At 58.5% G+C, this 12,420-nt stretch carries 11 protein-coding genes and 1 pseudogene; 4 read left to right on the top strand and 8 right to left on the bottom strand.

Annotation, left to right across the window (positions count from 1 at the left end):
• Positions 1-15 precede the first annotated feature (15 nt).
• On the top strand, positions 16-891 hold the full coding sequence (locus ACTG2B_RS14020) for a helix-turn-helix transcriptional regulator (RefSeq protein ID WP_005361632.1): 876 nt from the start codon (positions 16-18) through the stop codon (positions 889-891).
• Positions 892-1,047: 156 nt separating this feature from the next.
• Positions 1,048-2,301: an NADP-dependent isocitrate dehydrogenase gene (gene icd / locus ACTG2B_RS14015; protein WP_005347179.1), complete on the top strand. Its 1,254-nt coding sequence runs from the start codon at positions 1,048-1,050 to the stop codon at positions 2,299-2,301.
• Positions 2,302-2,373: 72 nt separating this feature from the next.
• Here the strand turns inward: icd and ACTG2B_RS14010 are convergent, their stop codons facing one another.
• The 3 genes and pseudogenes from ACTG2B_RS14010 to dsdX all read right to left on the bottom strand — a co-directional run bounded on the left by ACTG2B_RS14010 (position 2,374) and on the right by dsdX (position 5,543).
• On the bottom strand, positions 2,374-2,550 hold the full coding sequence (locus tag ACTG2B_RS14010; RefSeq protein ID WP_005337712.1) for a hypothetical protein: 177 nt from the start codon (positions 2,548-2,550) through the stop codon (positions 2,374-2,376).
• Between the two features lie 308 nt (positions 2,551-2,858).
• Entirely contained in the window at positions 2,859-4,190 is a 1,332-nt protein-coding gene (locus ACTG2B_RS14005) for a D-serine ammonia-lyase (protein WP_439996132.1), read from the bottom strand.
• Between the two features lie 16 nt (positions 4,191-4,206).
• Positions 4,207-5,543, bottom strand: a pseudogene (gene dsdX / locus ACTG2B_RS14000) (D-serine transporter DsdX).
• A gap of 223 nt (positions 5,544-5,766) precedes the next feature.
• On the opposite strand from dsdX, the gene dsdC reads away from it, so the two are divergent.
• Complete coding sequence (gene dsdC / locus ACTG2B_RS13995; RefSeq protein WP_439996127.1) at positions 5,767-6,711, top strand: DNA-binding transcriptional regulator DsdC; 945 nt, start codon at positions 5,767-5,769, stop codon at positions 6,709-6,711.
• A gap of 164 nt (positions 6,712-6,875) precedes the next feature.
• Here dsdC and ACTG2B_RS13990 read toward each other — a convergent pair whose 3' ends face one another.
• From ACTG2B_RS13990 to ACTG2B_RS13980, 3 genes are all read right to left on the bottom strand, one after another.
• Positions 6,876-7,052, bottom strand: coding sequence for a hypothetical protein (locus tag ACTG2B_RS13990; protein ID WP_005337704.1), 177 nt, complete (start codon positions 7,050-7,052; stop codon positions 6,876-6,878).
• A gap of 311 nt (positions 7,053-7,363) precedes the next feature.
• The gene (locus ACTG2B_RS13985; protein WP_005337703.1) at positions 7,364-7,813 is read right to left on the bottom strand and encodes a C40 family peptidase; all 450 of its coding nucleotides are present in this window, start codon (positions 7,811-7,813) and stop codon (positions 7,364-7,366) included.
• Between the two features lie 194 nt (positions 7,814-8,007).
• Positions 8,008-8,916, bottom strand: a complete 909-nt coding sequence (locus ACTG2B_RS13980; RefSeq protein WP_005337702.1) for a hydrogen peroxide-inducible genes activator — start codon at positions 8,914-8,916, stop codon at positions 8,008-8,010.
• Between the two features lie 146 nt (positions 8,917-9,062).
• Here ACTG2B_RS13980 and ACTG2B_RS13975 point away from each other — a divergent pair, with 146 nt between their 5' ends.
• Positions 9,063-9,665 (top strand): peroxiredoxin C, encoded by a 603-nt coding sequence (locus tag ACTG2B_RS13975; protein WP_439996125.1) that lies wholly within the window; start codon positions 9,063-9,065, stop codon positions 9,663-9,665.
• Between the two features lie 247 nt (positions 9,666-9,912).
• On the opposite strand, the gene ACTG2B_RS13970 is transcribed toward ACTG2B_RS13975, so the two are convergent.
• Both ACTG2B_RS13970 and ACTG2B_RS13965 read right to left on the bottom strand, forming a co-directional pair.
• Positions 9,913-10,878 (bottom strand): alpha-L-glutamate ligase-like protein, encoded by a 966-nt coding sequence (locus ACTG2B_RS13970; RefSeq protein ID WP_005337700.1) that lies wholly within the window; start codon positions 10,876-10,878, stop codon positions 9,913-9,915.
• A gap of 3 nt (positions 10,879-10,881) precedes the next feature.
• Positions 10,882-12,420 (bottom strand): inactive transglutaminase family protein, encoded by a 1,539-nt coding sequence (locus tag ACTG2B_RS13965; protein WP_005337699.1) that lies wholly within the window; start codon positions 12,418-12,420, stop codon positions 10,882-10,884.

Below are 12,420 nucleotides of genomic sequence, written 5' to 3'. Positions count from 1 at the left end.
TTGATCAGGATCACCATGTCTCTCATCTTCAGCCAACTGCTCGACGGAGCCCTGAGCGAACAGGTTCCATTTGACCAAATCTGGTTTGCCAGTGAACAGGGGGTACCACCCAGTTTCAGCTATCAGGTCAACTTTCCCCGCCTCGAGCTGGTCTTTAGTGGCGAGTATCTCAACCAGATCTGGGACCGGGAGGAGGGGGTCAGAGAGATCAGTGTATTGCCGGGACAGGCGCTCTATATCCCTCCCAACGGCTGGAACAAGCCGCTTTGGACCACCGACTGCTCGGTGCTGAGCCTGCTGTTTGGCAAACGCCAGCTGGGGTTCAGCCTGGTGAGCAAGCGCCGTGAAGATCCCGATTTCTTCGATGTGCAAAAGCACAGCATCATGGCGCGGGCGGGCCATGTGATCGAACACATTTTGGCGGCGCTGAACGTACTGACCGAGGATCCTGGTCGCTCCCCCACCGATGATCACCTGCTGCAGGCTCTGCTGGCGAGTGCCCGTCAGCTGTTGCTGGAGTCCGCCACGGATCGGCCACGGGGGGCAGAGCTCTTTCACGGGATCTGCATCTATATCCAGGAGAACTTTCACCGTCCCATCACCCGTGACTCCATTGCCCACCGCTTCAACGTCTCGGCCAGCCATCTCTCCCACCTGTTCCGCGAGCAGGGTCATATGCGCCTTGCCGATTACATCAGCTGGGTGCGGATAGATCGGGCCAAATTCATGCTGAAAAAGTACCGCTTTCGTCTTGAAGAGGTGGCCAGTCGCTGCGGTTACAGTGACGTGAACTACTTCTGCCGGGTGTTCAAACAGAAGACCGGCTTGACCCCTTCCCAGTACCGTTCCCTGAGTCAGCCGCAGGCGGCGGCCAGCGAGCTGGAGGGATAACTGGGCTGGGTCGGGAAGGCGTGGTGACGGCGCACTGGCGGGTGGCTACCTCTTTGGTCTGACATGCTTTCTTGTCGTTTTATTATGAAAATGAATGGGCTAAGATGGCCGCGCGCAACAAACAAGTTGATAACAAACGGAAGTTAGGAGATGCCGATGGAAAGCAAAGTAGTAATCCCGACCCAGGGTCAGAAAATCACAGTCGATGCCAACGGCAAGCTGCAGGTTCCCAACCATCCGATCATTCCGTTTATTGAAGGGGATGGCATCGGTGTTGACGTAACCCCGGCCATGTTGAATGTGGTGAATGCTGCGGTCGAGAAAGCCTACAAGGGCGAGCGCAAGATCGCCTGGATGGAGATCTATACCGGCGAGAAATCGACTCATGTCTATGGCGAAGGTGCCTGGCTGCCGGCCGAAACCCTGGATTTCATTCGTGAATATTGCGTGGCCATCAAGGGCCCGCTGACCACGCCGGTCGGTGGCGGTATTCGCTCCCTCAACGTAGCCCTGCGTCAGGAGCTGGATCTCTACATCTGCCTGCGTCCGGTGCGTTACTACGACGGCACCCCGAGCCCGGTGAAACGTCCTGATCTGACCGACATGGTGATCTTCCGCGAAAACGCCGAAGACATCTACGCCGGTATCGAGTGGAAGGCCGACAGCGCCGAAGCAAACAAGGTGATCGCCTTCCTGCAAAACGAGATGGGCGTGAAGAAAATTCGCTTCCCCGAGTCCTGCGGGATCGGCATCAAGCCGATGTCCAAAGCCGGTACCGAGCGTCTGGTGCGTGCCGCCATCGAGTATGCCATCGACAACGATCGCGACTCCGTGACCCTGGTGCACAAGGGCAACATCATGAAGTTCACCGAAGGTGCCTTCAAGGATTGGGGCTATGCTCTGGCCCAGAACGAGTATGGTGCCCAGCTGATCGACGGCGGCCCCTGGTGCTCCTTCAAGAACCCGAAAACCGGCAAGACCATCGTCATCAAGGATGTCATCGCCGACGCCTTCCTGCAGCAGATCCTGCTGCGCCCGGCCGAGTATGACGTCATCGCCTGTATGAACCTCAACGGCGACTACATCTCCGACGCGCTGGCCGCTCAGGTAGGCGGTATCGGCATCGCGCCGGGTGCCAACATCGGTGACGGCGTGGCCCTGTTCGAAGCGACCCACGGTACTGCACCGAAATATGCCGGTCAGGACAAGGTTAACCCGGGCTCCCTCATCCTCTCCGCCGAGATGATGCTGCGCCACATGGGTTGGGTCGAAGCGGCCGATCTCATCATCAAGGGCATGGAAGCGGCGATCCGCAACAAGACCGTCACCTATGACTTCGAGCGCCTGATGGAAGGGGCCACCCTGCGCTCCTGCTCCCAGTTTGCTCAGGACATGATCGACCAGATGTAATCTGCTGTTTGCCAGAAACGCAAAACCGGCGCCATGTGCGCCGGTTTTTTTATCGCGAAAGAGTGAAGGGGCTTATTGCGCCTGCTCTACGTGTTGCTGATAGCGTTGCTGCCATTTGCTGGTTTCTGCTTCATCACCCTGGGCCTTCCAGAAGGCGCAGATGGTGTTGGCAAGTTCCGAAGCCATCGCGTGATCTCCGTCACGTCGACTCATCAGATAATCTCCCAGCCAGCTTTGATATTGTTTCATTACCCGATCTCCTTATCTCATGTGCCCTTGAGGGTGCCCACCTTGACGGGAGCCTGTCGGCTCATCTTGGGGGGAACATCATCAGGCATGATGGTGCAAATTCACGACCCGGGCAGAGAGCCCGATGGGCCATCTGGCGGCGAACGTGACGCGAGATGTCAAAAAATGAGCGCCATTTTAGCACAAACTGACCAACTTGGGGAAATTGTCGCCATGGATTGCGACAGAACTGCCCCATCCCCTTGTTCCCAAAACAGAAAACCCGCCGTGATGGCGGGTTGATTTGCAGATAAAAGTGGCAAAAAAGCCTAGATCTTGGCGCTGGCCAGGTACTTTGCCATCTCTTCGGCGGGCACCATGCCACCGCCGGTGGCCCACACAAGATGGGTGGCCTGTGCCATGGTTGCGGCATCGAAACCGCGCACGGTGAGCCACTCGGGATTGGCTGCCACCCGCCACGGGCCAGCCATACCAGCCAGAGCGGAGGGCTCGAGTGTGATCTGCTCATCGCGCGCCAGCAGTCCCAGCAGGTCATACATCTCCTGATCGCTCAGGGTGTAGAAGCCCGCCAGCAGCCGCTCCATGGCGCGGCCGACGAAGCCGGAGGCGCGACCTACCGCGAGGCCGTCGGCTGCGGTGAGGTTATCGATGCCCAGATCCTGCACCGCAATGGTATCGTGCAATCCTGTGTGGACCCCCAGCAACATGCAGGGGGAGTGAGTGGGCTCGGCGAAGAAGCAGTGGACGTTATCCCCGAACGCCAGCTTGAGACCAAAGGCCACGCCGCCCGGGCCGCCACCCACGCCGCAGGGCAGGTAGACAAACAGCGGGTGGTCGGCATCCACCTTGATACCCATCTGGTCGAACTGCTTTTTCACCCGCTCGCCCGCCACCGAGTAGCCGAGGAACAGGGTGCGGGAGTTCTCGTCGTCGATAAAGAAGCAGTTGGGATCGCGCTCGGCCTCTTTGCGCCCCTGTTCCACCGCCACCCCGTAATCTTCGGCATATTCGACCACGATGACGCCGTGTTCGCGTAGCTTGCGCTTCTTCCACTCCCGCGCATCGGCCGACATGTGGACGGTGACGGTAAAGCCGAGCTTGGCGCTCATGATGCCGATGGACATGCCAAGGTTGCCGGTGGAGCCCACTGCGATGCTGTACTGGCTGAAGAACTGGCGAAACTCGTCGCTGAACAGTTTGCGGTAGTCATCCTCTTCCCGCAGCAGACCAGCCTTGATCGCCAACTGTTCGGCGTGAGTCAGCACCTCGTAGATACCGCCTCGCGCCTTGATGGAGCCTGAGATGGGCAGGTGGCTGTCTTTTTTCAGCAGCAGCCTGCCGGTGACTTCAACGCCGTAACGCTGGTTGAGCGTGGCCTGCATCGCCGGAATGGCGGCGATCTCGGACTCCAGAATACCGTTGCTGGCGTGGGTCTCGGGGAAGGCTTCGCACATGTAGGGGGCGAAGCGGGCCAGCCGAGCGGAAGCGTCCGCCACATTGTTGTTATCGAGCCCCACATAGGGCAGACCGGCAGCCAGAGTGGTGGTGTTGGGGTTGAACCAGGTGACTGGCTCAAGCGCGATCAGGGATTGCACCAGTGGAAATTGCGCTGTGAGCTGTTGGACGTCGATGTTTTTCATAGTGTTCTCGGTCTTGTTACACGATAAAGGAGAGCAGGAAGGTACCGGCCAGCGCCATCAGGGAGGCAACAAAGGTGGCGGTGGTGTAGTACTTGAGCGTTTCGTTCAGGGTGGCGCCGCAATACTGCTTGACCAGCCAGAACAGGGAATCGTCACCATGGTGCAGCCAATGGCGCCGGAGCCGATGGCCAGGGTCATGATCTCCGGGCTGATATCCGGGTAGTGCACCATGATGGGGGAGACGATAGCGGTGGCGCCCATCATGGCGACGGTGGCGGAGCCCACGGCGGCGTGCAGCACGATAGCCACTAGCCAGGCCAGCAGAATCGGGTGCATATCCAGCTGGGAGAGGATGATGGCCAGGCTATCGCCCAGGCCGCTTGCCTTGAGCACCCCGTTGAAGGCGCCACCCGCCCCGATGATGAGCAGGATATTGGCGATGGAGGAGAAGCACTCCTCGGTCTTGTTGAGCAGCACCTCCATCTTCATCTGCTGGCGGATCCCCAGCACGTAGTAGGCGGTGAAGGCGGCGATAAACATGGCGGTGATGGGGTTGCCGATAAACTCCAGCACGGTGTAGAGGTGGCTGGCGTGATCCATGTTGAGCTCGGCGACCGTCTTGGCCAGCATCAGCAGGATGGGCAGCAGCACGGTAAAGAGCGAGGCGCCTAAAGTCGGGAGAGTTGCTTCATCGCGGGCCTTGATGTCGGCAAAGGCAGCGGGCACCTCCTTGAACGGGAGCCGGTTACCCAGCAGCTTGAGGAACAGCGGGCCGCCCACCAGCGAGGCAAACAGCCCGACCGCGAGGCCATAGACGATGACCGAGCCGACATCAGCCCCCAGCTGATTGGTGACGTAGAGGGCTGCCGGGTGGGGCGGCACTATGCAGTGCACGGCCATCAGGGCGGTGCAGAGCGGAATGGCCAGCTTGAGCAGCGAGGTTCTGGTCTTGCGGGCAATGGAGAAGGCGAGCGGGATCAGCAGCACCACCCCGACTTCGACAAACAGGGTGATGCCGCACACCAGACCGACCAGCACCATGATGACCTGAGGCGAAAGCCAGCGGCATCTCTGCAGGGCGAGGCCAATGCGCTCTGCAGCCCCTGACACCTCCATCATCTTGCCGAGTATGGTGCCAAGACCGATGACGGCGGCGAGAAAACCGAGGGTGCCACCAATGCCCGCTTCCATGGCATTGACCATGTTGACCGGGTTCATCCCCATCAGGGTGCCCACATAGAAGCTTGCCAGCAGCAGGGCAAGGAAAGGATGCACCTTGCCCTTCACTATGGTGACCACGATAAGAACGATGCTACTTAGCAAGGTAGCGATGACCCATACCTCTGAACTCATACTGCGCCTCGACATCTGTTGTGTGTGATTGTTTATGCGCTTATTGAATGAAAATGAGGCGGGGCTGACAAATGATGAAATCAGCCACTTGGATGAGCTGAGGTGATGCAAAGGCGCTACATTGGTCACAATTTATCGAAATCACACTCTTTGGGTCTTTTGGTTTCATCCTGAAGGTGGCCTGTGGGTGTATCATCGGCGGCCATTGCGAAGAGGGGGATGAATGTATAACGGGGATAATTACATATCGCGCAACAAGCTGCTGAGTGGCTACCAGCTGGCCAAGCTGCACACCTTCGAGGCGGCCGCCCGCCACGGATCCTTTGCCATGGCAGCTGATGAGCTGTCGCTGAGCCCCAGTGCCGTGAGTCACCGGATCAGCGCGCTGGAAGAGGAGCTGGGGTTCAAGCTCTTTGAGCGTTTTCACCGCAAGGTGGTACTGACGGCGGATGGGCAGCGGGTGTTCTGGGCGCTCAAATCTTCGCTGGAGTTCATCAATCAGGAGATCCTGGAGATCAAGAATCAGGAGCTCTCCGGTACCCTGACAATCTATTCGCGTCCCTCCATCGCCCAGTGCTGGCTGGTGCCCAGGTTGGCTGATTTCTCCCGCCTGCATCCGCAGATCGAGCTCAATATCATCACCGGTAACGAGAACATCAACCTGCATGGTTATGGCATCGATTTGACCCTCTATTTCGATGAGAAGAGCCCGGAGCGGCTTGCCATCCACCCGCTGATGGATGAGTTCATGCTGCCGGTCTGCAGCCCGGAATATGCCGAGCAGCACGGGCTTGTCGGCAATCCAGCCAACTTGTCCTTGTGCCGTTTGCTCCATGATCGGCAGGCATGGGGATTTGACTCGGATACCGACGAGTGGAGCAGTTGGGCTCGCCACGCCGGGGTCAGCCTCGAGGTATGTCAGCTGAGCATGGGTTTTGATCGTTCGGATCTCGCCATCATCGCCGCCATGAATCACGCCGGGATCGCCATGGGGCGCAAGAATCTGGTGAGCAAGCGACTGGCACGCAACGAGCTGGTGGCCCCTTTCCCCGGCTTGGAGATCAAGTGCGAGCAACGTTATTACATGGCGACCCTGCCCAACCGGGCGAGTCCCAAGATCCAGGCCTTTATCGACTGGGCACAGGGGATGGCGGCCGAGATGGAATGAACCGAGGCCGGTGCGCAAGAGCAACATGAAGATGGTAAAGCGCGAGTGAATGAAGGTTGCGGTTTAACGTAGCGGGAAAATTGGGGGAGAGGGGTTGGCTGATGGTGGTTGGTCGCGAGTTGCCTTGCTGCCAACCGTGGCTGGCAGCAAGGCAACGGTCGGGATCAGGTGGTCTTTTCCAGATGGTTCTGGTAAATCTGCTGCCACTTGTCCAGTTCGTTTTCATCTCCCTGCTGCTGCCAGAACTCGCAGATGGAACTCGCCATCTCGCATGCCATGGCGTGGTCACCGTCACGGCGACTCATCAGGTATTGCCCCAGCCAGCTTTGATACTGTTTCATTGCACGATCTCCTTATCTATTTAACCCTTGATACTGCAGCTGTGGGCCACCCGTCCGGCAGTGTTGCGCCACACTCCACTTTCGCCGCGCGCTGCTTGTTATTGCCTCGCTTGTTGTCAATCAGGACAGAGAGCGTATGAGAAAAAGGCGAAAGTGTTAAAAATTGGCCACCACCTTATCACAAAATGGTGTGATATGCAGGCTTTGGGGCCAATTGAGTTATAAGCGCGGGTTGTGTGTCCCGACATAGCGACAGGGATTGACGGAGAGTATCGGCACGCAACTTGTGCCGCAAGCAGGCGTTTGAGCGGTTACTGGGTCACCCGACGTGCCTGCCAGTAGCGACTGTTCCAGTAGACGTTGTCGAGGCGGGAGCGGATCACTCCCTTGCTGGTGGAGGCGTGAATAAACTCGCCGGCACCTGTGTAGACCCCCACATGGTACTGTTGCCAGCCGGTTTTGAAGAAGACCAGATCCCCGTGTTGCAGCCGGTAGCGATCCACCGGTTTGCCAATGCTGGCCTGAGATTCGGTGGTTCTTGGCAGGTTGAATCCCAGCACCTGACTGTAGGCGAGCTGGGTGAAGGCGGAGCAGTCTAGCCCGGCGCGGCTGGCGCCGCCCATGCGGTAGGGAACACCGCGCCACTGTTGGTAGAAGCCATCAAAGGCACTGCTCTGCCGGGGGGCCGGAGGCGGCTCCGGCGTGCTGGAACAGGCGGCCAGCAGCAGAGTCAGCAGGGATAGCAGCAGCTTGCGATACATCGGGCTCTCTCCACGGACGGGTCTACCAAACGAGACATTTATCGAGCGCCATATCCTGCCAAATCGTTCTGGGGGCAGGAGGGCACGCGACAACTTTTCCATCATAAACAGGGATCTGGCTCCAGACCTAGTCTCCGAGAGGAAAAATGTGGCGGGGAACTGAAAAACGCCAACCCGAGGGCTGGCGTTTGTTGTCACTCGTTGTGGCTGATCAGCGGTTTAAGCAGCTCGGCCAGCTTGTAGAAGGTCTGTACCCGGGTGGTGCTGGGGCGCCAGACCAGCCCGATTTCGCGATAGGAGGTCTCTCCTGGCAGCGGGATGGCCACCAGATCGGAGTTGGCAAGAATGCCGGCATCGATGGCCATCTGCGGCAGGAAGGTGGTGCCAAGACCCGCTTCCACCATCTGTACCAGGGTGTGCAGGCTGGTGGCGGCGAACGGGTTGATCTTGCTCTTGTCCCGCAGGCGACAGGCGCTCACTGCGTGCTCGGTGAGGCAGTGCTCCCGTTCCAGCAGGAAGATGCTCTGGTTGGGCAGCTCCTTGTAGTCGAACGGGGTATGCAGGCCGGCCGCCATGCTGGCGGGCATCACCATGTGGAACGGATCCTGACCGACGGTCTTGCAGTGAAATCCCCCGATCTCGATGGGCAGGGCGAGGATCAGCAAGTCGAGCTGACCCTGTTCCAGCTGCTTGAGCAGATTGCTGGTGGTGTCTTCACGCAGCAACAATTCGAGGTCAGGATAGGTTTTGCTGCACTCTTTCAGCAGCTTGCTGAGCAGGAAGGGGGCGATGGTGGGAATGCAGCCAAGACGTACCGTCCCCTGCATCACGCCACCTTGATGTTGCCCGAGCTCCATGAGATCCCGCGCATCGGAGAGCAAATTGCGAGCGCGCTCGACGATTTCCATGCCGACCGGGGTCATAATGAAGCTCTTGTGGTCCCGCTCCACCAGTTGCAGGTTCATCATGTCCTCCAGCGTCTGGATCCCGGTACTCAGGGTCGACTGGCTGACATGACAGGCCTTGGCGGCGCGGTTGAAGTTCTTGTGCTCATCGAGAGCGACCAGATATTGCAGCTGTTTGAGGCTGGGCCAACGTTGCATAGAAAAACCCGATTAATGCTATCTATTTAATTTGATTTAACTAATCTACCACCGGGTCTATAGTTTGTCGCTTGAATTAGATGGACTTGGCTCTAGGTAGCCCAATCCTCACCGGATTGTTCACTTCACATAAAGAGGAATTGAATATGGTATTGGTAGGCCGTCCCGCACCCGATTTTACCGCCGCAGCTGTTCTGGGTAATGGCGAGATCGTTGATTCATTCAACCTGTCATCCCACATCGAAGGCAAAGCTGCCGTTGTCTTCTTTTATCCGCTCGATTTCACCTTCGTCTGCCCGTCCGAGCTGATTGCCTTCGATCACCGTTATGAAGAGTTTCAGAAGCGTGGCGTGGAAGTGATCGGTGTTTCCATCGATTCCCAGTTCTCCCACAATGCATGGCGCAACACCAAAGTGGAAGATGGCGGTATCGGTCAGGTCAAGTACCCGCTGATCGCCGACGTGAAACACGAAATCTGCAAAGCCTATGATGTTGAGCATCCGGAAGCCGGTGTGGCGTTCCGTGGCTCATTCCTGATCGACAAGAACGGTGTCGTTCGTCACCAGGTTGTCAACGATCTGCCGCTGGGCCGCAACATCGACGAGATGCTGCGTATGGTCGATGCCCTGCAATTCCACGAAGAGCACGGCGAAGTGTGCCCGGCTCAGTGGGAAAAAGGCAAAAAAGGTATGCAAGCCTCTCCGGACGGCGTTGCCAAGTACCTGTCCGAGAATGCTGACTCCCTGTAATCGGGTCGTACTCTCCTTGAAGAACCGGCGTCTTGGCGCCGGTTTTTTTATACCTGAGATTTATCCATCCCCTGACATTGCGGTCACACTCTTCTCACTCCATCGCTATTCCAAGCAGCCGTTCGCTGGCGTACTCGTCGTTTCGAAATGAGGTGCTGATCCGAATGGCTGGGTGGGGGGATATGCCGACAGACAATAGCCATAAAAAAAGCGCGCCACAGGCGCGCTCAGTTCACAAGCAGAGGCGCTATTCCTCAAAGATCCCGAAGTGATCCTTGGCGAAATTGACCCGCTGCTCCACGTTCATCTTAACCTGTCCCAGTTTCTCGATGGTCTTGAGATTGGGCACCAGGCCGCGACCGTTGGCGATCTGGATGGCAAGGCCGGGACGGGCATTGAGCTCCAGCAGCATGGGGCCGCGGAACTTGTCCAGCACCATGTCGGTCCCGATATAGCCCAGACCCGACATCTCGTAGCAGGAGGCGGCCAGGGTGAGCAGGGTATCCCAGTGGGGCACCTTGAGCTCATAGAGGTCGAGGCCGGTATCCGGGTGGTGACGCAGCGGATTGCCAAACTGCACCGCCCGCAGGGCACGACCGGTACGCAGGCACAGACCCACCCCCACGGCGCCCTGGTGCAGGTTCGCCTTGCCGTCGGAGGCGGCGGTGGAGAGGCGCATCATCGCCATCACCGGGAACCCCTTGAAGATGATGACCCGGGCATCGGGTACCCCTTCAAAAGAGTAGCCGTCGAACACATCATCAAAGTTGATGAGGCCTTCGACCAGTGCCACGTCAGGCTTGCCGCCAAGCGAATAGAGCCCCGCCAGAATGTTGGAGACATGGCGCTCCAGATCCTGACCGTTGGAGGCGCTGCCGTTGGGTTTATAGAAGAGGCCATCTTCCTGACGCAGGATCACCAGGATCCCCTTGCCGCCCGAGCCACGGGCCGGCTTGATGCAGAAGCCCGGCCAATCTTTTACCAGCTCGGTGATGCGACCCACATCGTGCTGGGCACGGATGGTACCGATCAGCTCAGGCACGGTGACCCCTGCATCCAGCGCAATTTGCTTGGTCTGCAGCTTGTCATCCACCAGCGGATAGAGGCTGCGCGGATTGTAGCGGCTGATGTAGGAGTGGTTGCGCTTGTTCATGCCGAGGATGCCTGATTGGGACAGGCTCCACGGGGTGGTGTATTTTTCCCAGAACCACATCGGTTACTTGTCCTTACCCGGGGTGACGCCAGATTTCATCTCGTCCACCAGCGGCTTGAAGCGCTTCAATTCGCTCAGCTTGTAGCCGGTGTAGTTACCCATCAACAGCACGGTCGCCATCAGCACCAGCTGCAGGCCGAGGAAGTTGAAGGTGAGGTGACGAATAAGCTCGTTATCCATGGCCAGATAGGCGATGACGGCAACCAGCAGAGAGCCGCCGCCCTGGCGGAACACCTCTTTCGGGCCCTCTTCTTCCCACAGGATGGACATCCGTTCGATGGTCCAGGAGAGGATGATCATCGGGAAGAAGGTGATCTTCATGCCGTCGGTCAGCCCCAGCTTGAAGGCGAACGCGGAGAAGATACCGATCATCGAGATAACCATGATGATGATGGCCGATATTCGGGCGACCAGCAGCAGGTTAAGCCGAGACAGATAGGAGCGAATGATGAGACCGGTGCCGACGATCAGCAGGAAGCCGATGAGACCGGTGACCAGCGAGGTCTGGATAAAGGCGACCGCGATCAACACCGGCATAAAGGTACCTGAGGTCTTGATCCCCACCAGCACCCGCAGGAACACCACCATCAGCACGCCGATCGGGATCAGCAGCAAGCCCTTGAACAGGGTCTGCTCTTCCAGCGGCAGGCTGTGGATGGAGAAGTTCATCATCTCTGATTTTTCGAACTTCTGCGCCAGTGCCACGCTGACTGGCTGCTCCTGCTCGATCATCGAGAAGCTGACACGGGAGTTGTGACCACCGGTCACGTCCAGCAGGGCGCCGGAGTTGTATTCCCACAGCAGCAGGTTGGCCGGACGACCCTGTTCACCGGTTTGCGGGTTGAACAGCTTGTAGTCGGTCGGGCTGTTGAATACCTGCAGGTAATCCACCAGCTCCTGACGACGGCGGCCATCTTCCAGATTCAGGGCATGCACCACGCGGGTGGGGACGTCAGCATTGTTGAGCAGTTCGGCGATCAGGTTGGCGCGGCTCTTGTGCTTTTTCAGCAGCTCGGCGTTCTGCTCCTGCTTCTCGATCTCCTTGATGATCTCGCGAGTCAGGGTGTAGCCGTCGGCAGAGCGCTCCTGGGCCCGCTCGAGGATCTGCTTCATCGCGGTGGCGTAAGGCTCACTCTCGATCTGCTTCTCGATGGCAGGCGGCTGCGGATTGGCGGCCGGTTTGGCATGGGCATCCGCCATCATGTCGACGCGGTAGTAGAGCTCCTGACGGCCAGAGGCGGTGCGGATGGACCACTCGGCGCGGGCATCGCCATCTTTCTCAACAAAGGAGAGGCCGTAGCCCGGGCTGGCGGCGTTCTCGTTCATCAGGGTGAAACCGGGCTGGGTGCCCGGAATGGCCAGGGAGGCGATCACCGGCTCACCGGTCGCCTCAAACTCCAGCTTGGCTTCGATGGACCAGATCTGGCGCTTTTCACCGGGCGTCAGCGGCACATCCAACGCGATATGGTGATAGATCGTCATCCCCAGGCCGACAATGTACAGCAGGGCTACCAGCAAATAGAACGGCTTACGGGAAACCAT

This window comes from Aeromonas sp. 30P (assembly GCF_051919805.1).
Lineage (GTDB): Bacteria > Pseudomonadota > Gammaproteobacteria > Enterobacterales > Aeromonadaceae > Aeromonas > Aeromonas veronii.
The sequence above is the reverse complement of the archived record's forward strand: the minus strand, read 5'-3'. Positions and strand labels throughout refer to the sequence as shown.